Raw genomic sequence first — 21,861 nt, 5'->3', positions numbered from 1 at the left:
GGAGAGGGGGAGAGGGGGAGAGGGAGAAATTAACGACTAACATTCAGGGGGGAGTAAACTCGGCTTTGGTGTTAAACGGCGATGCAGCTTTAGAAACGCGCCGCGCGGGCGATCGAGCATTGCTGCAAAAGTGGTCAAAAGTGAGTGAATCTCCCGACTGGATCAATCACTTAGTGCTAGCAGCCGACCAATTTATCGTCAACCGCCCGCAGCCCCAGGAACCAGAGGGCAAAACGATCATCGCCGGATATCCCTGGTTTAGCGACTGGGGACGCGATACCACGATCGCCCTACCCGGCCTCACAATCTGTACCGGGCGATGGGATATTGCGCGATCGATTTTACGGACTTTTGGGCGGTATGTCGATCGGGGAATGCTGCCGAACCGCTTCCCGGATGCGGGCGGCGCACCGGAATATAACACCGCAGACGCGACGCTATGGTACTTTGAGGCAATTCGCGCTTACTACGACTGCACCGGCGACGATGAACTTTTGACCGAACTTTGGCCGACACTATGTGAGATTGTAGACTGGCACGTACAGGGAACTCGGTATAACATCCGCGTCGATCCTGACGACGGTTTAGTGTACGCGGGGGAAACTGGCGTGCAATTGACTTGGATGGATGCGAAAATCGGCGATTGGGTGGTCACGCCTAGGATTGGTAAGCCGATCGAACTCAGCGCGCTTTGGTACAATGCTGTACAAGCTATGGCAAGTTTTGCTCGAAAATTGGGCAAGTCTCACAATGAATATCAGCAGTTGGGCGATCGCACCGCCGCCGGATTCCCTCGCTTCTGGAACGACTCAACCAGTTACTGCTACGACGTTCTGGACGGCCCCGACGGACATGATAGCTCCCTGCGCCCCAATCAAATATTCGCCGTTTCCCTGCCCCTGGACTCGATTTATCCGCACTCCGCCAACTCCTTGTCAGCGGGGACGCGCCAGGAAACCCGCTATATACCGTTACTCACGCCCATCCAGCAGCGCGCAGTAGTGGACGGCTGCGCTGAGGGGCTTCTCACTTCCCACGGCCTCCGCAGTCTCTCGCCGCAACACCCGCAGTACCGCGCCACCTATGGAGGCGACCAATTGCAGCGCGACAGCGCCTATCACCAGGGCACAGCTTGGGGCTGGCTGATTGGCCCGTTTGTCTTGGCGCACTTGCACGTATACAAAGACCCAGCACAAGCTCGCGAATTCCTCGCACCGATGGCACATCATATAATGGCCAGCGGAGTTGGCAGTTTGGGCGAAATTTTTGAGGGCGACGCCCCGCACTCGCCACGGGGCTGCACGGCTCAAGCTTGGACTGTGGCTGAGGTGCTGCGGGCTTGGTTGGCAATTAATACTATGGGTGTTTAAATGGGGAATGCGATCTTTAATTCAATAAGAAGTTTATGGCATTATTATTAGCTGGTGACATTGGCGGAACTAAAACTATTTTGCGATTGGTAGAAAGGACTGCTGATGGTGAAATGAATGCTCTTTATGAGTGTCGCTATCCGAGCGGAGAATTTCCAGATTTAGTGCCGATAGTTCAGCAGTTTTTGGCGGAAGCTGCGATTAAGTTGAATTTGGCGCCGGCACCGGAAAAAGCTTGTTTTGCGATCGCCGGGCCGGTAGTCAACAACACCGCCAAACTGACTAATTTGCCTTGGGTGCTGGAAGCTCATCGTCTGAAACAAGAATTAGGCATATCCCGCGTCAGTTTGATTAATGATTTTGTGGCGGTTGGCTACGGTGTGTGTGGTTTGGAGGCTAAAGATTTGCACACTTTGCAAGTAGGAAAACCCCGCCAACACGATCCAATTGCTGTTATTGGTGCGGGTACTGGTTTGGGCAATTGTTTTGCAATTCCTGAAGCAAATGGTATCAGGGTTTTTTCTTCGGAAGGGGGACACGCTGACTTTGCTCCTCGCTCGCAGTTGGAGTTTGATTTGCTGAAATATTTGTTAGCAAAACATGACATTCAAAGAATATCGATCGAGCGTGTAGTTTCGGGACAGGGGATTGTTTCAATTTACCAGTTTTTGCGGGACAGAAAGTTTGCTCCTGAATCAGCCGAGGTGGGGGAAATGATTAGAAAATGGGAGTCCGAAATTGGTAAAAGCGAGAAAACTATCGATCCAGGGGCGACAATTGCGCAGGCTGCACTCCAAAAGTGCGATCGGCTTTCGGAACAAACAATGCAAATGTTTGTAGAAGCTTACGGTGCGGTGGCGGGAAATATGGCTGTGTCACTTCTACCTTATGGCGGTTTTTACATCGCCGGCGGCATCGCTGCAAAGATTTTGCCACTGATTCTAGAAGGGGGTTTTATGCGAGCTTTTACTCACAAAGGTCGGATGGATTCGCTGTTAGAAATGATGCCAGTTCAGGTAGTTTTGAATGACAATGTAGGGTTAATTGGAGCGGCCGTTTGCGCGGCCGGTCTTTAGTTAATAATTGTAGGGTGTGTCAGCTTGAATCTGCTCAATTTTTGATAAAATGGCGATCGGCTGACGCACCCGACTCAGCTATGATTATCTCACCTTCAAAATCTTCTGCGCCGCACTTTCAGATATCGGCATCACCGACAACCGATTACCTTTTCTCACAACCAAAATCTCATCAGCAGTAAATTTTGCTTTCAGTTCATCCAAAGATATTAACTTAGTAAATTCCTCAGCAAACTCAACTCTCACAGTTTGCCAGCGAGGAGCATCAATCTGCGATTTAGCATCATAATATTCGCTATTCATATCAAACTGAGTCGGATCAGCAATCCCAGTTTCCACGACGCGCGCTAACCCGACAATTCCCGGATTTTTAGTATTAGAATGGTAAAAAAATACTAAATCTCCCGGACTCATTTCCCGCATAAAATTGCGAGCTTGATAATTGCGAACGCCGTCCCAAATAGAGATTTTATCGCCCTTCAAATCCGCAATACTATAAACATCCGGTTCCGACTTCATCAGCCAATAATTCATAAAATATCTTTCCGCTTCTGCAACCACAGAGTCAACATCAAATAAACCAAAATATGCACGCACAAAATTCCCCAATTTAAACTCAAATTCTCCCACGTTGGATCGTAAACAGGAGTAGGCACAAACGGCTGAGGAAGTGTGCTTCCGTCCGGCAATGTAGTAGGTGCGGGAACCAGCGAATTCACATTAACTAAAGAGCCGTAAGCGCCCACAGACCAGCGGCTTAACATCAGCCAAGAAAATTTGCTCGCCACACCTTCCATCTTAAACAATACTCCAGAGAAAATAATCTGAGGTAGCAATATTAGAGGTAAAGCGCTGTTAGCTTGAGAGCCATTTTTGACGATCGCAGAAACCAGCAATCCGAGACTTATGCAGCTCATTAAGGTCAAAAATGTGGTAATAGCTGCTCCCACTGGCCAGGAAATTAAACTCGGTTCTGGGGATTTAAAAGCAATCAGAATAACTCCTACCATCAACAGCGTTTGCAAGACTGCTAAGCCGGAAAGTATGAAAAATTTTGAACCCAAATAAGCAAATAATCCTAAATTTACCAAACGTTCGCGCAAATAAATAGCAGATTCCTTGACAATTTCTTGTAGAGAAGTTGCCAGTCCGACCCAAATAGCCGCACAGGTAAATACAAACAAAACTCGCATCGCTAAAGGTGCTAAAGTTGCCTCCGGCGCGCCAATTAATGGGTCTTTATCTCTGACGGCAAGCCGCAGCAAACTAATCCCGATCGGAGCCGTTAAAAGAGCTAAACTCAAGTTAACTAAGTCGCGGGAAATAAGCTGAAAATAGCGCTGGGCGAGCAGAACGAGTTGTTTGATAAAAGATACAGAGTTTGGCTTGGGAGGTGCTTGTTTTTTTCCTGCGTTGCCGCTGCTGAAGTGGTTGACAATGTAGCGCTGATAGTATGGAGATTTATTGAACTTTTCTGCCCAGCTTTGAACATTGGTTTCTCCTGTTTCTAATTCGTTGTAAATGTCGGCAAAATCGTCGGTTTTGATATCGAAAAAATCTAGCGATTCTGTGGGTGGGCCGAAGTAACAAAGCCGTCCGCCACGCCCCATAAACACAATACGATCGCACATCGTGATATTTGCCGTCGCGTGAGTCACCAGAATCACCGTCCGGCCTTGACTCGCCAACTTGCGTAGCAGTTGCATCATCTTCTTGTCCAAACCCGGATCTAGCCCCGAAGTCGGTTCGTCCAAAAAGAAAAGTTTCGGATCTGCTAACAGTTCAACTCCGATGCTGACCCGTTTTCGCTGTCCCCCGCTAAGTTCTTTGACAAAAGCAGTGCGGCGGTGAGTCATTTCAATATCTTCTAAAGTTTTTGTGACTACTTGCTTAACATCTGTATCGGGAGGTAAGCGCAATTTAGCTGCATAACTCAAGACTTCTTCTACTGTCAAATCTGCGTGAATAATATCATCTTGAGGCACGTAACCAATTTGATTACGATAAATATTGAAGTTTTCGCGCAGATTATCACCATTGAGAAACACAGCGCCCTGAGTAGTTTTCTCGATACCTAAAAGCGTCCGCATTAAAGTAGATTTTCCCGCACCGCTACCGCCGACTAAAGCCACAAACTGCCCCGGTTCGATCGCCAAAGTGATACAATCCAAACGCTTGGGAATCACCAGACTGTCAGCATCCAAGCGAATTTGATTGCCTCGGTCTTGCACCTCTAACGTATTGCTGCGGTAAGTTAGAGTAAACGGGCCGATCCGAATCGCATCTCCCTCGGCCAACTGTACAGAATTTGTGATGCGCTGACCGTTGACAAAAACGCCGTTAACACTGTGATCGCGTAAAATATAATTGCCGCGACTGTCAGCATCGATTGTCGCGTGTCGTCTAGAAACCAGTGGCGCATCTAATTGCAGCGAAGCATTTGGATCGCGACCCAACAAAACCGATCGATTGCTGAGAGGAATTGACTGTTTGCTGGCGGGAAAGATTTGATTCGCCAGCGGATTAAAATAAGTCACCAAAACTTGATTTTTGGGATCGAGACCGATGTTAATTTCTGTACCGTTTTTCAGACAATAACCGTCGTTGGGAGTGATGCGAGTGCGATCGACAAATAAGCCATTAGTGCTCGGCCGCTGCCCGTCACCGTCGTAAATCCAGTAATTATCCCCAATTTGGCGCAACACAGCGTGAACGCCGGAAACTGCCCGCCACGGTTCGGGAAGCACTAAATCAGCACGAGTGCGATCGCGCCCCAATACGTGCTGCGACTGTTTTAACTCTAACTGTATGCTTTTATCTTGACACGTTAATACTAAATAAGGACGATCGCTGACAGCAGTCGGTTGTCCTATTTTACCTATCATATTTAAATTGCGTTTTTTACACTCACGTTTGTCAGCATATCAAAACTCAGGCAACAATTAACTTATTTATTTTAAAACTTCTGGAGTTTTTCTAAATATCTAGTGCCCATTGCGAACCTTAAACTTGTATTACCAATTATCAATTACCAATTACCGAATTTCCAATAGTTTAGCTGTGGCATTGACAACAATTTGAGCGGAACCGGCGAAAAAAGGTCGATCGATATTTGCGAGTGTATCCGTAGACTGGTGATAGTGGGGCGATCGCAAATTTGCAGTATCCGTCACCAACACAGCACCAACTCCTTTATACCAGAACGGCGCGTGATCGCTGCGCAAAACATCAGGAGTCAGCACCCCTTTCAGTGGCACCGGCAACGTCATCACAGGCGGTAAATCTGCTTTTGGCGACTCCGCAAAAGTACCCAACAACAGCGGATGTTCCGCATCCCCAATCACAGCGATAAACTCGCCCTTATCGGGAGAAGTCACCCCCGCTGCATCTAGAAAAGGTTGCGGTGTCAATCCTTCGGGATATTGCTGACACCCCGGCGTGTGGCAGGCATAACCGATCATATCCAGGACGATCGCACCCTGCAAATTTTTTAACCGTGCCGCGCTACCCGCGAATGCTAAACTACCTAAAAGCCCGATTTCTTCCCGGTCGAAAAATGCCACTTGCAATGTCCGAGAAGTCGCACGATCACCCAGCAATCTTGCGACTTCTAAAACTGCTGCAACTCCCGTCGCATTGTCGTCAGCGCCGGGGGACTTGGTTACAGTATCATAGTGTGCAGCAACGAGAATTGCCCCAGCCTTTGAGTCACTACCTTTTCTTTCGGCGAAAACGTTGATTCCGCGATCGAACGGCTGCAATTCTGGGGAAAATCCGAAAGTTTTCAGTTGTTGCGAAATGTAGTCTCTCGTGAAAGTGCGATCGCGTTCTGCCACCCGTTCTCCTGCTAAAATCTCGACGTGTTTCCACAACCGGGATGCGTCAACTTTTGGCAGATTGACTGTATTGTTTTCAGCCATCAGCGGCGAGGGAGACGGGTTTTGAGAAATGTTGATTTTGCGATCGATCCAAACTTCCGGTACAGCCGACAATCGCTGCCATGAGTCAGAACCCCAACCCACAGCCGCCACCGCAACCAGAATAAATAGCGCTATCCAAATCAATTGTTTCATCAGTAAGTCTATTTGAAATTTTAGACTGTTAGATTTTAGATTTTACCTTGACATCAGAGTTAAAAAAAATTAACTCAGAAACCCGGTTTCTTTTTATATTTCTTGTCACTCAACGTAAAACTGGTAGAAACCGGGTTTCTAGCCACCAATGCGCAAGCCATGAAACTGCCGAAGTGATCACCTAAAAAATTAGGTAAAAACCTTTATAGCGGTTCTCAAAAAAGTCAGGTATGCCCACGGAAGCCTATGCCCTATGCCGTTCGCGTACCTGATCTTTCTGAGAAAGGCTATAAATGTCGCCGTCGAAGGTGTCACACTTATTTGCCAACTCAACGGCGACATTCAACCCCACTGATTTACCTCCAAAATTCATCATTTACAACTATTTTTTATCCCACTCAATCTCCTTATTGGCCAATATCAACCCGCTGCTGCTACCCGCAGCATAAGGAATAGTTGTTGCAGAAAATTCAACAATTTGAGTTGGTTGTTGAAACCACTCGGAATAACTGGGATTGAGTTCGTCATACAAGGCTTTCAAAGCTTGGATCTCTGCTTCTAGTTGCGCTGCTGCTTGATTGATTCTGCGAGCTTGTGCTTGCAAGCGCTTTTCTCCGGTTTGAACGTGGTTTTCTACTTCTTGCCAGTGCTGTCCGGCCAGCAATTTGTCTAGTTCGTCTTGTTTGTAATTGAGTACCGCCTGTTTTGCTTGCAGTTGCTTTTCAATAATTTGAGTTTCTCGGTCAATTTCCTGGATTTGCTGCAACCACTGCTCCCCAAAGGCAGCATTTTGCTGGTGGAATTCGGCAAGTCCCTCAGGAGTATTATTCTTGGGAAAACTGACTGTCACTCGGCACTCTGAGCGCTGTACGCAAAGTTTTGCCCGCGACTCTTGCAGGGTGGCAACTTCTGCTTGTAGCGCGTGGACTTCTGTTTGGAGTTCTGGGATCGTCTGACTCATTGGTTCAATTCGTAGATCTCTGCATCGATTTTAAGCTAATTGTTTATTTTTCTAACAAATTTCCGCCACCTCTCGGCGGCGATTCTCTAATTTTAGCGCGATCCCAGCCGATGTCTAGGCATAATGGCGGATAATTTGTGGCACAATGGCTGATCACACATTTTAAATTAAGATTAAAATTATAATTAGTTACGAGCCTAAATTCTTATTTTTGAGATATTCAATTTACAAAGACCACATAAATTCCGGTGCTATTTTTCATATCATTCCTCAATATATGCTCAAAATCTTCATATTTATTGAGACATGAAGGCATCTATTTAAACTTAGAAACTGGAGCAAATAAAGATTACGTACTAATTGATTTTTGCATCTTTAAATGCTGCTATTTTTGGTGTTAAATATTGCATTAATTCAATAAAATTGCCTGCAAGTGCAGGGGATGATCGCTCAAATCTATCAGTGGCAGCGTCCAATCGCCCGCAGCAGCGACAACCTGTATCGGTTGCCCTTCCACAGCGGCAAACGCAGTTCTCAAAACCTCGTGCCGCTCGATAATTTTCTCAATACTTTGCCTGAGTATTTCTGCATTGAGCTGTCCTGTAATCCGAACTGCACCGCAGAGGTTATAAAGGGGGTTTCCAGGTTCCAATTGGTCAAAGAACCATAAGCGCTCTTCAGCAAAAGACAGGGAAAGATGGCGTGAGCGAGAAACTGGCCCAATGACGACTGCTTTGGTATTTCCTGTCAGTTGCTCTAGAATTTGCACTGCCAGTCGAGCAATGCTCCTATCCTCAAACAAATCGGCAACCGATACAGTAACGCCCAAGTCACTCTCTATTTAATTTTTTAACTCAAAAATTCTTAAAGAATCTAGTCCAAAGCTACTAAGCGGTTGATCAATAATATTTTGCGTTTTCCCCCTGGCACTGAAGTGGATTGAAGATTCATCTTCAGTCGCCTTTAGCCGACTTTGGCTATTAGCCGGGGAATGAATTCCCCGGCGATTTACCTGCTGCCAAAGGTAAGCCTCAAGAAGCGACTGCCGTTCTGCTAACTCGGCTGTTAGCAGATTTTCTCGCGTGAAGTGATTCTCTATTTCAACAAAATCAGATATCTCTAAAACGCTACTGGCGACAACTTCCAAATTGTCAGCTATAAAGTCAGCATAGGCGGCGCGACGTTAAATTTTACCGCTGGTCGTTTTCGGAATGCTTCCCGGCTTAATCAGCACTACTCCATAGGCTTGCACTTCATATTCTTGAGCAATGCTGGAGCGGATGCGCTGATAATTTCTTCAGCATCATTCGGCGCTTTGCGAGCTTCTAATTCTTGCACGATAATCAGTTGTTCTTCGCCATCAGCTTCTACCGAGAATGCCGCGATCGCCCCCTGCCGCAAACTGGGATGGCTGCGATCTGCCGTTCTTTCTATATCTTGGGGGTAAAAATTGCGACCTCGGATGATAATCAAATCTTTGAGTCGCCCTGTAACAAACAGTTCTCCGTCGCGTAAAAAGCCTAAATCTCCGGTTCGCAAAAATGGCCCTTCGCTGGTATCTGAAAGATATGCTTGAAAGGTTTTTTCTGTCTCTTCAGGGCGATTCCAATAGCCTCGCGCCACTGTTTCGCCAGCTACCCAAATTTCTCCGACTTCGTGCGGCTGGCATTGCGTTAGAGATTCGGGATTGACGATCGCACGCTTTGGCGTACAAACATCCAAAAAAGGCGGCGAGATAGTCCAATCCGGGCCCGAAAAGCAGTAAGACTCGTTCGCCGCCCAGGCCCAAGGCCTGAAGCCGCGCCGCGTGCGATCGGGCGATCGCATCTAACTCTCGATAAGTCAAACTGGCGGTTTCAGTTTTGCCGTCTAACAGAAATGTATATTTCTGCTCAGGTTGGTGTAACGCTCTGTTTTGTAGGAGTTCTACTAAATTGGTACAACTTTCGGTGAGTTGGTTTCCCTTAATGCTTTCGTCACTCATCGATTCTTTTTTACCTATAAATCTTGTTTGCAGTACGCCAACCAGTTCCGCCAAATTCTTTCCACATAGACGTTTTGTGAACAGTTTTCGGGCGTTACGAGTTTCCTATCAGCGCGTTTGAGTCTTCAATCCGGGTATTAGCGCTGCTTTTCACGTTTGGTTGTCGATCGGGCTATTCGGCAATGGCTCCGGGGCGATTTCAGTCCGAGCCAGCTTTGATATCAGCTTCAGGGGCTTTACGGCTATCGACTTTAAGCATAGTAGGCTAGATGATATTTATTGTCAAGAGTTCTTGAGATAATTTTTTGACTCCTATCGTTTCCTATATGACAATTTTTTTAACTCTTGCCATAGCATTTTAGGCGCTCGTTTGTCTACCCCTGACAATCAACCATAATAGTCAAGTGCTGCCTAACTAGATAGAGGGGTGACACCCCCTATCTTAAAATGCAATAAGTTTTCATTAGTTAACTCTTGACAGATGCAAGTGCTCTGTTATCTAATTAAGTGACTTTCTCATTAAGCATCCAGCGACTACTTCCTTTAACCGAGGAAAGTGCCAACCGTGGCAACTCGCCCAAAGGCTCAACCCGATTGAGTCACGCGCCCTCAAGCGCTTCCTGCCAGACAAAGGCCGATAGCGACCGGAGAATCAGATCGCACTGTGTCCGAAAACTGGGCCGGATCTGCCGCAGGTTAGTTTCACTCCGCCCCAGAAGAGCAGCAACCCTGCCAAAAATCCTGTTGTGCAAGCAACGCAAACCACATATCCGAAGTTCTATCAATTGTTGATTCAACAGTAATGAAAAGATCGCAGCTATTATTAAGCAGCCTTGGGCTGGCAGGAATCGTGTCGGCGTTAGTCGCTGGGCCGACGTGCGCTTCCAACATCGCGCAGGTGACAGCAGTTCGCCTCAACCCCACGTCAGAAGGCATTGAAATCATCCTAGACACTGAAGATGGAAGACCCCTGCAAGTCTTCAGCACGAGCTTTGGCGAAACTTTACAAGTTGATGTCATTACCGCTCAACTGCGACTATCGGGGGGAAATGAGTTTCGTCAAGACAAACCGGCTGCGGGAATTGCTTCTGTCACCGTTACTCCTTTAGATAACAACAGCATCCGAATCAAAGTCATTGGCGAGAGGGGTCAACCAGTGGCACGGGTGATTCCTAATGCTGCGGGTCTGATTCTGGGCTTAAAATCCACCTCGGAGATGACTTCTCGCCCGCCTGCATCGGCTCCTACAACACAGCGGCCGGGGATACCCGCAGAACCCGCAGCACCGACAGGACAGCAGGTAGAGATACCCGCAGAACCTTTCCCACCGACAGCGCAGCCACCAGGGATACCCGGAGAACCCTTACCGCCTACAGCGCAGCCGCCAGGAACGCCCGGAGAACCCGCAGCACCTACAGCGCAGCCACCAGGGACACCCGGAGAACCCGCAGCACCTACAGCGCAGCCACCAGGAACATCGACACAGCCACCCGCTATAACGCCACAGGTGGGGAGAGACGCGATTGAAATCGTCGTCACTGCAACGCGAACCGCAGAAAGAGTGACAAACGTGCCGCGCTCTATAACGGTCATAGACTCAGAAGAACTTCAGCAGCAGGTAGGGGCATCGAGAAATATCGGGGAAGCCCTGGCAAATCAAGTTCCTGGTTTCGCGCCCCCGACTCAACTTAGTAGCACTTATGGACAAACTTTGCGGGGTCGCGACGTTTCCGTTCTGATTGACGGCGTGCCACAAACGACGAATCTTCAATCTTTTGGCAGAGAATTTAGAAACATCGATCCCAGCGCGATCGAACGCATTGAAGTAGTGCGGGGGTCTACCGCAATCTACGGCGCTCAGGCTACAGGTGGCGTGATTAATATTATTACTCGTCGGCCAACGGAGGAAAGGCTAACTGCTGTTACTGAAGTGGGCGTCAATAGCGCTTTAACAAACACAGAAGATGGTCTAGGCTTTAACGCTCAGCAGACGATTTCTGGCCGAAGTGGCAATTTCGATTTCACCGGCACTGTCTCGATCGCCAGAAGTGGAGCTTTTTACGATGCCGGGGGCGATCGCATTCCCTTTTTTGAACTCGGCGGAGATAGCAGCACCCTCTTCAACGTGATGGGCAAAGTCGGGGTAGATTTGGATACCCAACAGCGGCTGCAACTAACAGTCAATCACTATCGGGAAACCCAAGACCCCAATGTGATCCAAGACTTTAGCGTTGACGACCAGGAAGGACGACAAAAAGCCCGCGCCATCCGAACCGGAAATTTGGATATCGACGGGGAAACAGCCGGAAATAAAAGTACACAGATCAACCTAAGTTACACCAACCAAAACCTTTTTGGCAGCAGCCTTCAAAGTCAAATTTACTATCGAACGAATTCCAATGTAGGTGTTCCTTCAGATTACCGCACGTCCGATTTCTTTGGCCCATTTCTCGGCGTTACTCGATCGCGAGCCGAGAACGAACAAATAGGAGGTAGATTGGCGATCACCACTCCTTTATCCCGCGCCGAAAATCTTCGATTAACTTGGGGCTCTGACTATGTTACTGAAGATAGCAGACAGCGTTTCGACTTGTACGACCCGGAGAGATTTGACACAAGTGGTGGCCGGGTTTACCGGAAAATCTCCGAGCGTCCTTTCGTGCCTGCTTACACTTACAACAGCCTTGGCCTTTTCGGTCAATTGGAATGGAATATTGACGATATCGTCATTTTAAGTGGCGGGCTACGTCACGAACGCATCGGGTTAAACGTCAATGATTATACCACTTTTAACGATCGCCAGATCCAAGGAGGCGATCGCAAATTTAACGCCACCCTATTTAATACAGGGGCTGTCTATAAAATTAATGACACCTTCAACGTATTTGGCAACTTTTCTCAAGGTTTCTCAGTTCCAGATTTCGGGCGCATCCTCCGCGAACCGCCCGACGATTTTGTCGGAATTGAATCTTCGTTAGAAGTAACTCAACCGCAAAAAGTCAACAACTACGAAATTGGCATTCGAGGAGGGTGGCAATCCGTGCAAATGTCGCTTGCCGCTTTCTACAATACCTCGGATCTAGGAGTGAATTTTCAACCAGTTGGCAACACAGGTCGCCTGGAACTAATCCGCGCCCCAGAACGCATTTACGGCTTAGAAGGGACGGTGGATTGGCAACCTGCACCAGCATGGTCGCTCGGCGGTACTGCTACTTATATTCAAGGCGAATATGAGGAGGAAAACCGTTACATCGCCCTCGATAGCAGCCGAATTCCACCGCTCAAGCTAACAGCTTATCTCCAAAACGAAACTTTGGAGGGATGGAACAATCGGTTACAATTCTTATATTCTGGAAATCGCGATATAGCCTTCAAAGACGGCTCCGATGGCGGCGCGATTAGCAGCTATCTCACAGTGGATTACATCAGCACAATTAAACTGGGAAAAGGGCAACTACAAGTCAAAGTTGAAAATTTATTGAATAATCAATATTTTCCCGTGCTGTCGCAATACTTAGCTGGATTTGGCGTGGACAGCTCTAATTATGCAGGCAGAGGTTTAAGTCTCAGTGTTAATTACCGCCTTAACTGGTAATTACAACAGATTGCAGGTTTATGAAGTAGATTCAATATCCCCTGTAGGGACACTCCAAGAACCCAAGGCGTGTTAATTTAAGCTGTTAGTCTGCCAGTCCTCGCACCAGCTAGTCCGCCGGGAGCATCTCAGTTTGGCAAAAAGCTTTTTTTTATTATAGTGCGAGCGTCCCCGAAGAGCGTATTTTAACAACTCGCTCTTCGAGGACGCTCGCACTATAAATGCCAAACTGAGATGCTCCCAGTCCGCCAGTCCGCCAGGGGTTGAAACCCCTGTCTAATAGCTAAAGTCCTCTCAAGAGGACTAATGAGTTGAAAAGTATTTTTCTCAGTCCTCATAGCGAGGACTTTAGCTTTGAGACAGGGAATTCATTCCCTGTCGGACTATCGGTTTTACTTTAATGAGAACAGTTAACGGCTTCGAGGAAAATTTTGAGATGAAGTTCCGCAAACTCGTATTCAAACTGCACTTGTATTTGGGGTTGGTGGTAGGAATATTTCTAGCAGTAATTGCTTTAACGGGCAGCTTACTGGTTTTTGGGTCCGAAATCGAGCGGTTCTTCAATCCCCAACTCCTGCAAGTTATTCCTCAAGCCGAACGGATACCGCTGGAAAATGTCCTGCAGATTGTTGAAAAAGCTTATCCGCAAAATCAAGCTCTTAGTATCTTGCTGCCGCGTTCAGCGAAGGAAGTTTGTCAAGTTTCGATGCTGTCAAAGAGTGAGGAAGTAGTGAGCGTTTATGTCAATCCTTACAGCGGCAAAATTAAGGGTGCGCGCCTTGACAAAGAAACTTTTACAGGTTTTATGTTTACGTTACACGCGGAATTAGCTGCAGGAGAATTTGGTCATCTTGTGGTAGGTATTTGCGGTCTAGTAATGCTAGGACTAACTTTTACTGGTTTGGTATTGTGGACTGGTTGGCGCAATTTGGCTCGCGGATTTTCTATTAATTGGCAAGCTCACTGGCAGCGGACTATATTTGATTTACATAATGTTTCTGGGATTATATCGGTCGCTTTTCTTATCATAATTTCTGCTACAGGAACAGCGATAATTTTTTACACTCCGTTTGAATCTGCTCTGTATTGGGTAACAAATGAAAAGCCACAGCCAGCATTGACTTCTCATCCCCAATCTAGCAGTTCGAGGCAAAACCTTGATGAAATATTACACCAAGTTAATACCGTTTGGACAGAAGCTAAAACCACTTTTATTTCTCTGCCTTTGACACCTGAAGCAACTTTTAAAGTCAGGAAAAAATTTCCCAATGACCCACACCCAAACGGGATTAGCACCATTTATCTCGACCAATACAGTGGCGAGATATTGCGGGCTGATAGTGTAAATTCAGCTTCTGTAGCAAATCGAATTCTCAACTCGCTTTATCCGCTACATATTGGCAGCTATGGCGGAATTTACTTGCGACTTGTACACGCGATCGCAGGATTAGCAGCGATTGTACTGTTTATGACGGGTGTACTGATGTGGTGGCAGCGACATTTGGCGAAATTTTACCGTAAGGATGCGAGGCAGCAATATGACAAATTCTATCCAATTAGTCAACAATGGCCTTGGTTTTAATGAGAGCGGCGTGCGGTTCTAGGCAAGTATCATTTTTCTGCTGAAAAGTGCCTACTCTCTGAATTCTCAATTCTATCATATCAAATCCGGTAACACCGGAATGATATAGAGGAGACGGCAGTGCCGTGTCCCTACCGTGATTAATCCTAGGGACACGGCCAAGCCGTCTCCTAATTTCGGATACTAATCATTCCGATGCTACCGGATTTGATATCAATCGCCTATCTTTAGAAAAAGAGTAAGCTGTTGTGCATTTAAATTGTATATTTCGACGATCGATCAAAAATCTTCTCCCCCTCTCCCCCTCAATTACCATACACAATTGGGATGCTCTCACAGCTTAGCGCGAAACAGGAAAAACAATTATTTTTGAAGTTGACCCTGTTGCCAATTACCTTCTAGCTTAGTTCCATCTGCATAAATGTAGGAACCTTGACCGTGTTTCTGCCCGTTGAGAAAGTCACCTTGATAACGATCGCCATTGGCGTAAGTACAGATACCTTTACCGTTAAACTGACCCTCGCTAAATTCGCCTTCGCAGCGATCGCCATTGGCAAAAACATAAACACCTTTCCCGCTCATCTTACCCTTGACAAAAATGCCTTTATAGCTATTGCCATTAGCAAACTCGCGGACACCCTCACCATTAAATTCTCCATTCTCGAACGGGCCTTGATAACGTCCCCCTTCTTTAAAAGTTAACAACCCCTGACCTTGAGGGTTGCCCTTGACAAACTCTCCTTCATAGCGGTTGCCGTTCGGATATTCGCGAACCCCTTTGCCATCAAATTGCCCCTCACTAAACTGCCCCTGATAACTACCTCCGACCGCAAAGGTATAGGTTCCCTGTCCGTGAGGCAAATTACTCAGCAACTCTCCTTCGTAGCGGTTCTTATTAGCATATTGACAGACTCCTTTACCGTTAACTTTTCCTTCTTTAATATCTCCTTCGCAACGAGTGCCATCACTGAATGTAAAAGCCCCCCGCCCGCTGGGAGAACCCTTGGCAAAAGAGCCTTCATAACGAATGCCGTTAGTGGAAGTAAAAGTACCCGTACCGTCGAATTCGCCGTCTTTAAAAGTTCCTTCGTAGCGGTTGCCGTTAGCAAACTCGCGGACACCTTGACCGTTGAATTCACCAGAGGCAAATTCTCCTTGATATCGACCTTCTGCTTTAAAAGAATAGACACCTTTACCGTGAGGTTGGCCATTGAGAAATTGCCCTTCATAGCGATCGCCATTGGCATATTCGCAGAGACCAGGCCCGCTGAGTTTACCCTCGCTCAATTCTCCCTCACAACGTCCGCCATCGGGTAAAGTAATCACTCCGGCCATTGCGCTGTGAGGGTTTACGAATAACTCAGCCATTCCCAAGTTGGAGCCAAGTAATAGAGCGAATCCAAATCGCTGAACTTTACTTAATGTTGCTGACGACATTCCAAAATTCATAATTTACACAAAATTCAATTTTTAACTTGGCAGTTGCTTTCTTGGTGCTATTGAATTCCCAGCAAAATTGCTAGGTTTCCAGAAAATCCCTACTCATTGAGCCGGAAGGTAATGGATGCTACTTTTCCTTGAATGCCGCTGTCTGATGAGGCAAATTTCCATCTTTCTACTGTTTTAATCGCAGCGCTATCGAAGTCGTCGTATTTGCTAGAAATCTCGATCGCGATGTTGAAGGCCTTACCGTTGGGGTCAATATCAAACTTGACTTTTACTTGACCCTGACGCCCTTCTTTTCTGGCGGCGCTGGGATATTCAGGTTTACCGCAGCTAATGCAAGTGCCTGGTGCAGGGCCCGAAGGACGGGAAGGACTCCCCCCTCCACCAGGGTTTTTCGGTTTTGGCACTGAGCCCGAACCACTGCCAAAGGGCTCTGAAGAACCCCCCCCACCAGTTCCACTCCCACCGGATGCTGAGTTCGAGGGACTTCCTCCTGGGTTTGTGGCATCGGCGATCGCACTTCCCGAATTGCGACCGCTTCCAGGCCTGGTAGTTTTGACTGGCGGCCCCGCTGCGGGCGATCGAGCTATGGGCCCAGAACCCGTTGCAAAGGGCTCTGAGGAAGAGCTTCCGCTTTCACTCTGGGGGCTTCCGCCTCCGGGGCCGCTTGTGGGGTTTGTGAGATCGGCGATCGCACTTTCCGAATTGCGGCTGCCTCCAGGCCTGGTAGTTGTGACTGGGAGGCCGGCTGCGGGCGATCGAGCTATGGGGCCAGAACCCGTTGCAAAGGGCTCTGAGGAAGAGCTTCCGCTTTCACTCTGGGGGCTTCCGCCTCCGGGGCCAGAGGAGGGGTTTGTGGCATCCGCGATCGCACTTCCCGAATTGCTGCCGCTTCCAGGCCTGGTAGTTGTGACTGGTGGGCCGGCTGCGGGCGATCGGGCTATGGGCCCAGAAGCAGGATTTAATGCCTCTGAGGATGGCGAGGGCGAGTTATTGTTTTCAGGACTATTCGAGGACTTGGGATTTCCAGCATCAGCAGTAAAATCTGCGGCACTCTCAGCGCCCTTGGGGCGAGATTGGGTAACGGGTGGTTCGCTTTTAGGAGGTTCCTCGCTGGCGATCGGGCGATCGTTTTTGGGAGGATCGGGCGATGGGGTTTTGGGTTCGTTGGCGATCGGGCTTGGAGGAGTTTCTGGGGGAATCAAATCCTGTTTAGGTGCGATCGCAGAAGGCTGCTCTGGAATCGGCGGTGGCGTTGCTGCTACCGGGGCTGCCTCTGGAATCGGTGGTGGCGTTACCGCTACCGGGGCTTCCTCTGGAATCGGCGGTGGTGCTACGGGTGGCTCTTCTGGAATCGGTGGTGGCGTTACCGCTACGGGAGGTTCCTCTGGAATCGGCGGTGGCGTTACCGCTACGGGTGGCTCTTCTGGGGGAGTTGGCTCTGGTGGCGGTTCTGGTTTGAATGTCTCAGGCGGGGGAGATACCTTTTCTGGAATAGCTGGATCTGGCTTGATTTCCTCTACTTTCGGTTCATCCAGCATGACAATTTCAATGGCATCGTCATTTGCAAATTCAGCCGGTTTGACCAACTTGAGGCTCAACGGCAGTACAACAGCGTGCAGTACGGTTGAGGCTAGCAGACCGATCGCCAGAATTTTTTTGAGAGCCTCTTCTTCTTGTTGTCTTTGCGTCGCCGAAACGTTTGAAAAACTCATTCCTGATGAATCTCCTTGATTAGATTATAATTATTGTCATTTATTGATTTTTTATATAGCGAGTTTATCCTATCATCTAGCATTCTGTTTGGCTGTCTGTGTTACTCAGGCGGGCGCTGTCTGCGGTCGAATTCGGGCAGAGAACATTCCCAAATTCCTTAACTGCAATACTCTAAGCCATACTGTACCAAAAAAAATCAGTATTCTCAAGCCTTTTAGGCTATAAATATTATTTATATTTAAAAAAAATACTATAATCTATTTGTATGTTATTTCAGACACGATCGCTTGACATTCCCTAAAAATCGTGAAATTCTAGTGGAGAATCTTTTAAATTATTGAAAACTATTATCAACTTCTAATGCAAAGATTTAGCAACAAAGCACTGACCGAAAAATCGGTAGGGATAACAGTAGGAGCATTTGGAGTACAGGCAAAGATACTCACATACAGGTAGTGCGTTTGTGCGATCGCGATCGCGCCAAGGAGTGAAACAATTCTCCGTCTCAATCACTTGTGCCGACTTGACGCAGAAACTCTACCAGCCTTCTGTCGCGGGGCGTTGCAGCATTAGACAGCCTGCGATCGATCAACAGAGCAAGCGAGACTACAAACCAATGGATACTTTCTAATGGATACTTTGATTTACATTTTTCGTGCTGCGGGCATTGTTGCTTGGCCCCTGTTTGCCTCGTCAATCGCAGCAGTCGCGTTGATTATAGAGCGTCTTGCCTTTTGGTTTCGGGTAAATCGGCGACAGCGGCGAGTCGTGCGAGAAGTTCTAAATCTCTACCGCGAAAACCCCGATTCCGCCCTCAAAAAATTACAAGTAAACGCCGATTTGCCCTTGGCCCGGATTTTTTTAGAAGCTTTAGAATTAGACTCGCCCAACATCGAAGAATTTCGTTTGGCCCTAGAAAGTGGCGCTCAGGCAGAAATCCCTATTCTGAAGCGATTTAATACAATATTTGATACCATTATCAGCCTTTCCCCATTATTTGGGTTGCTCGGCACTGTTTTGGGGTTAATTACCACTTTTGGCTCGCTCAAACTGGGAGAAGCCGGCAGCAGCAATGCAGCAGGCGTTACCGGTGGAATTAGCGAAGCTCTGGTATCTACGGCAACGGGGTTAGTGGTGGCAATTTTTACGCTCCTATTTGCCAATATGTTTCGCGGGTTTTACTTACAACAAATTGCTTTTATTCAGGAAGCTGGAGGGCAGTTAGAATTATTGTACCGTCACCGCTACGAAAAACTACCGAGAGAATCTAACTATGCGTCTACCCGATGAACCGGATAACATTGCTCAGATCAATATCGTGCCAATGATTGATGTGGTATTCGCTATATTGACGTTTTTAATCATTTCTTCTCTGTCTTTATCCAAATCTGAGGGTTTGCCGGTCAATTTACCAAAAGCATCAACTTCTCAGATTCAGGACTCGCCTGCTAAAATCACTATCACTATTGAGGAATCGGGAAAATTAATGGTTGATAAAAAGCCAGTCAATTTAGACCAGATTGAGAGTGCGGTGCGGCAGGTGATGGGTTCTAATCAGACTTCTTTAATTATTTTGAACGCGGATAAAAGTGTCAATCACGGAAGTGTTGTGGAAGTTATGGATCGATTGCGCCGAATTAAGGGAGCTAAGTTAGGGATTGCTACCATCAAGTAGGGAGTTATAGCGGTTGTCATGAACATGAGGTATGCCAAATTCTGGGATCTGGTTTTCGCACGGAAGCGTCTTTACCTCCAGAAACCTGACCGGTGCCTATAGGCACAAGCGATTACCAATTACTAATTACCAATTACTAATTACTAATTACCAATTACCGGACATACCTCATCTTTCAGAGAAAGGCTATATATAACGGTATTGTGGTGGGAGCACAGCAGAAATGTCTAGCCCATCTACGGCGACATTTTAGGAAAGTTCTTCTTCTTAGTCACGGTAACAATACAGTCGTCGCCTCTGCGTTCTTGGAATTAATTGATGAGGCATTTCGACATCGAATTCAGGGCGTGAGAACCCGCTCAGCACTCGATTATCACACTTGGGCGAGGGACTTTAAGGTCAGGCTGGCAGACTTATTAAATACTTGGCTTGGTCATGAATTTCGCATCACAAAGTGTTTGAGCTAGCGCAGTCTTCATGGAGTTCGTAATTAAGCATATAAAGCTAGTAAATATTGTGATACATTAGTAATTTTATTGGCACAGACATCAACAAATTATATCAAAAATAGTGATTAATTTTATCAAAGTAAGCACTTTGTTTAAATCCTAGACAAATTTAAGGTAGCAACAATTAATCCAGTTCAATATTTGGATTTTGCTGTTTATGCTGTTGGTTGTTTTGTCTATGACTTCGCTGCTCTCGCTCAATTAATTGTGTCCAGATATCATTCCAACTTGACTGTGGACTGACAACTTCTGCATTCGGCAGCAACGCGAGCGCATTTTGAGCGAGCTGAGAATCTTCTGCAAGTGCTATAAGAACGCTATCAAGTTCTTGTAAAAATTGTGTAGGCAGTTGTGAAGCTCGTTCAATTCCTATGTAAATTGTGGTGAGTTCTGTTGCAGAGTTATTCGGATTATTTTCTAGTTCAATCAGCAAAATTGAAAGGGCTTCTATTGGGTTACAGGTAATCACAGCTCTCTCAATTTCTCCGGTAGTGGCTACCCAGAAAGCAGCTTCAGATGGCAGGGGATACGTTGTAGTCCAGTTGCCTCTTTCATCGAGAATAAAAGCTTCCCAAGCTTCCCCGTCAAGCGTTCGTCCCGTAAAGACGGCCTTTTCTGAGCGATCGGCATACAGCCAAGAATAAGAGTGCAATTTGTCGAGCAATTCTAAAGGTAAACTGTACTCGGTGGCTAGATGCGATCTCACTTTCTGCCACTGATTTTCATTCTTTTCAGGCAGGATTGACAGTTGTAACTCTAACTCATTTGCTGTAGCAGGAGTTGCAGGTGCGGTTGCTGCTAGCTCAGATTGTGGCGACTCTAACTCATTTGCTGTAGCAGGAGTTGTAAGTGCAGTTTCTGTTAGCTCAGATTGTGACGGTTCTAACTCATTTGCTGTAGCAGGAGTTAGAGGTGTGGTTGCTGCTGGCTCAGATGGTGGTAACTCTAATTTAATTGCTGTAGCAGGAGTTAGAGGTGCGGTTGCTGCTGGCTCAGATAATGGCGACTCTAACTCATTTTCCTCAGCTTCGCCGGGGGCCATCGCTAAGTGTTGTGGCTGCATTAAAGCTTCAATTATGGCGCTATCTCGCCCTTTGTCATAACTAACTCCCCGATGCTTCTGCAATCCATAAAAAGTGTAGGCTTTACCCAACTGAGTGCCACTTAAAGCTACCCCATCTAAATTGTAAGAAATGCCTTTACTGAACCCATTTCGAGTCAGTCCGACTTGTACCTCTACACCTTGTTGCTGCAACCGTTCAACAAATTCGGGCATACTTGGGTTGTCTTGGGTGACTTCATCAATTATGTCTTGCAATTGCACCCGGACACTCTTGTCTCCCTTACTTTTTAATTGCCTGTGTTCTCCTGTAGTCGGAGCTCGCTTGTCTGTTTCCCAACTGGGTGTAACAGTTTCCAGATTGTAGTTTTGTTCCAACTGGCGAATAGCTTCTTGGCTTTTGTAATAGTCCCAGCTATCGTCAACAACACCTCCATCTAGGCGAATGCGACTGGCGACGATGTGAATGTGGTCGTGTTCTGTATCGCTGTGCTTGACAACTGCGTACTGGCTGTTGTCAAATCCCATCGCTTTCATGTAGTTGGCTGCGATCGCCAGCCAGCGTTGGTCATTTTTTTCAGAATTTTCGAGTTTTTCGGTGCTTGCGACAGATAAGGAGGCGTGAAAAACTACTACTTTCAGGCTTGGTCTTAGTTGTCGGGCGATCGCAAATTCAGTAGCGAGTTCTTCAGGAGTTTGTCCGCACATAGTACCGCCAATTAGAGCGGCGTCTTTTTTGCCCAGTACGTAGTTCAAACAGCCTTGAAAGCCTGTACCTTTGATTTGTTTGCCGATCATAACCGAAAAGGTGTCA

Annotated in this window: 17 protein-coding genes; 7 read left to right on the top strand and 10 right to left on the bottom strand. The window is 47.0% G+C overall.

Going from position 1 to position 21,861, the window contains the following annotated elements:
- A partial coding sequence (locus K4039_RS08980; RefSeq protein ID WP_321161587.1) for an amylo-alpha-1,6-glucosidase occupies positions 1-1,370 on the top strand: 1,370 nt, incomplete at its 5' end.
- Positions 1,371-1,405: 35 nt separating this feature from the next.
- Positions 1,406-2,446 (top strand): glucokinase, encoded by a 1,041-nt coding sequence (locus K4039_RS08975; protein ID WP_265234814.1) that lies wholly within the window; start codon positions 1,406-1,408, stop codon positions 2,444-2,446.
- Positions 2,447-2,530: 84 nt separating this feature from the next.
- Here K4039_RS08975 and K4039_RS08970 read toward each other — a convergent pair whose 3' ends face one another.
- From K4039_RS08970 to K4039_RS08940, 7 genes are all read right to left on the bottom strand, one after another.
- Positions 2,531-2,980, bottom strand: coding sequence for an EVE domain-containing protein (locus K4039_RS08970; RefSeq protein ID WP_265234813.1), 450 nt, complete (start codon positions 2,978-2,980; stop codon positions 2,531-2,533).
- Positions 2,977-5,331, bottom strand: coding sequence for an FHA domain-containing protein (locus tag K4039_RS08965; RefSeq protein WP_265234812.1), 2,355 nt, complete (start codon positions 5,329-5,331; stop codon positions 2,977-2,979). Before K4039_RS08965 ends, K4039_RS08970 begins: the two co-directional genes overlap by 4 nt.
- A gap of 150 nt (positions 5,332-5,481) precedes the next feature.
- Positions 5,482-6,519: a M20/M25/M40 family metallo-hydrolase gene (locus tag K4039_RS08960; protein WP_265234811.1), complete on the bottom strand. Its 1,038-nt coding sequence runs from the start codon at positions 6,517-6,519 to the stop codon at positions 5,482-5,484.
- A gap of 382 nt (positions 6,520-6,901) precedes the next feature.
- Positions 6,902-7,480: a hypothetical protein gene (locus K4039_RS08955; protein ID WP_265234810.1), complete on the bottom strand. Its 579-nt coding sequence runs from the start codon at positions 7,478-7,480 to the stop codon at positions 6,902-6,904.
- Between the two features lie 409 nt (positions 7,481-7,889).
- On the bottom strand, positions 7,890-8,309 hold the full coding sequence (locus K4039_RS08950; RefSeq protein ID WP_265234809.1) for a condensation domain-containing protein: 420 nt from the start codon (positions 8,307-8,309) through the stop codon (positions 7,890-7,892).
- A gap of 404 nt (positions 8,310-8,713) precedes the next feature.
- Positions 8,714-9,103, bottom strand: a complete 390-nt coding sequence (locus K4039_RS08945) for a hypothetical protein (RefSeq protein WP_332970456.1) — start codon at positions 9,101-9,103, stop codon at positions 8,714-8,716.
- Positions 9,075-9,464, bottom strand: a complete 390-nt coding sequence (locus K4039_RS08940; protein ID WP_265234807.1) for an AMP-binding protein — start codon at positions 9,462-9,464, stop codon at positions 9,075-9,077. Before K4039_RS08940 ends, K4039_RS08945 begins: the two co-directional genes overlap by 29 nt.
- Positions 9,465-10,266: 802 nt before the next feature.
- Between K4039_RS08940 and K4039_RS08935 the strand changes: the two genes are divergently transcribed.
- Complete coding sequence (locus K4039_RS08935) at positions 10,267-13,059, top strand: TonB-dependent receptor domain-containing protein (RefSeq protein WP_265234806.1); 2,793 nt, start codon at positions 10,267-10,269, stop codon at positions 13,057-13,059.
- Between the two features lie 436 nt (positions 13,060-13,495).
- Entirely contained in the window at positions 13,496-14,641 is a 1,146-nt protein-coding gene (locus tag K4039_RS08930; protein WP_265234805.1) for a PepSY domain-containing protein, read from the top strand.
- Positions 14,642-15,004: 363 nt separating this feature from the next.
- On the opposite strand, the gene K4039_RS08925 is transcribed toward K4039_RS08930, so the two are convergent.
- Together K4039_RS08925 and K4039_RS08920 are read right to left on the bottom strand one after the other, a co-directional pair.
- Positions 15,005-16,009, bottom strand: coding sequence for a hypothetical protein (locus tag K4039_RS08925; protein WP_265234804.1), 1,005 nt, complete (start codon positions 16,007-16,009; stop codon positions 15,005-15,007).
- A 170-nt stretch (positions 16,010-16,179) separates the two neighbouring features.
- Positions 16,180-17,802, bottom strand: coding sequence for an energy transducer TonB (locus K4039_RS08920; RefSeq protein ID WP_265234803.1), 1,623 nt, complete (start codon positions 17,800-17,802; stop codon positions 16,180-16,182).
- Between the two features lie 422 nt (positions 17,803-18,224).
- On the opposite strand from K4039_RS08920, the gene K4039_RS08915 reads away from it, so the two are divergent.
- Genes K4039_RS08915 through K4039_RS08905 form a run of 3 tightly spaced genes read left to right on the top strand, consistent with a single transcriptional unit; the run spans position 18,225 to position 19,478 of the window.
- Entirely contained in the window at positions 18,225-18,434 is a 210-nt protein-coding gene (locus tag K4039_RS08915) for a hypothetical protein (protein WP_265234802.1), read from the top strand.
- Positions 18,434-19,093 carry a MotA/TolQ/ExbB proton channel family protein gene (locus tag K4039_RS08910; RefSeq protein WP_265234801.1) on the top strand — a complete coding sequence of 220 codons (660 nt, stop codon included), beginning with the start codon at positions 18,434-18,436 and terminating at the stop codon, positions 19,091-19,093. Before K4039_RS08915 ends, K4039_RS08910 begins: the two co-directional genes overlap by 1 nt.
- Positions 19,077-19,478, top strand: a complete 402-nt coding sequence (locus K4039_RS08905; protein WP_265234800.1) for a biopolymer transporter ExbD — start codon at positions 19,077-19,079, stop codon at positions 19,476-19,478. Before K4039_RS08910 ends, K4039_RS08905 begins: the two co-directional genes overlap by 17 nt.
- Before the next feature lie 633 nt (positions 19,479-20,111).
- Here K4039_RS08905 and K4039_RS08900 read toward each other — a convergent pair.
- On the bottom strand, positions 20,112-21,845 hold the full coding sequence (locus K4039_RS08900; protein WP_265234799.1) for a relaxase/mobilization nuclease domain-containing protein: 1,734 nt from the start codon (positions 21,843-21,845) through the stop codon (positions 20,112-20,114).
- Positions 21,846-21,861 lie beyond the last annotated feature (16 nt).

The sequence above is a fragment of the Lyngbya sp. CCAP 1446/10 genome (assembly GCF_026130175.1).
Taxonomy (GTDB): Bacteria; Cyanobacteriota; Cyanobacteriia; order Cyanobacteriales; family Microcoleaceae; genus Microcoleus.
The sequence above is the reverse complement of the archived record's forward strand: the minus strand, read 5'-3'. Positions and strand labels throughout refer to the sequence as shown.

Bases quoted from the DNA above. Each gene is read 5' to 3' on its own strand.
- K4039_RS08905 (WP_265234800.1), top strand. From the start codon at position 19,077: ATGCGTCTACCCGATGAACCGGATAACATTGCTCAGATCAATATCGTG.
- K4039_RS08910 (WP_265234801.1), top strand. From the start codon at position 18,434: ATGGATACTTTGATTTACATTTTTCGTGCTGCGGGCATTGTTGCTTGG.
- K4039_RS08940 (WP_265234807.1), bottom strand. From the start codon at position 9,464: ATGAGTGACGAAAGCATTAAGGGAAACCAACTCACCGAAAGTTGTACC.
- K4039_RS08935 (WP_265234806.1), top strand. From the start codon at position 10,267: ATGAAAAGATCGCAGCTATTATTAAGCAGCCTTGGGCTGGCAGGAATC.
- K4039_RS08925 (WP_265234804.1), bottom strand. From the start codon at position 16,009: ATGGCTGAGTTATTCGTAAACCCTCACAGCGCAATGGCCGGAGTGATT.
- K4039_RS08960 (WP_265234811.1), bottom strand. From the start codon at position 6,519: ATGAAACAATTGATTTGGATAGCGCTATTTATTCTGGTTGCGGTGGCG.
- K4039_RS08975 (WP_265234814.1), top strand. From the start codon at position 1,406: ATGGCATTATTATTAGCTGGTGACATTGGCGGAACTAAAACTATTTTG.
- K4039_RS08920 (WP_265234803.1), bottom strand. From the start codon at position 17,802: ATGAGTTTTTCAAACGTTTCGGCGACGCAAAGACAACAAGAAGAAGAG.
- K4039_RS08930 (WP_265234805.1), top strand. From the start codon at position 13,496: ATGAAGTTCCGCAAACTCGTATTCAAACTGCACTTGTATTTGGGGTTG.
- K4039_RS08965 (WP_265234812.1), bottom strand. From the start codon at position 5,331: ATGATAGGTAAAATAGGACAACCGACTGCTGTCAGCGATCGTCCTTAT.
- K4039_RS08955 (WP_265234810.1), bottom strand. From the start codon at position 7,480: ATGAGTCAGACGATCCCAGAACTCCAAACAGAAGTCCACGCGCTACAA.
- K4039_RS08900 (WP_265234799.1), bottom strand. From the start codon at position 21,845: ATGATCGGCAAACAAATCAAAGGTACAGGCTTTCAAGGCTGTTTGAAC.
- K4039_RS08970 (WP_265234813.1), bottom strand. From the start codon at position 2,980: ATGAATTATTGGCTGATGAAGTCGGAACCGGATGTTTATAGTATTGCG.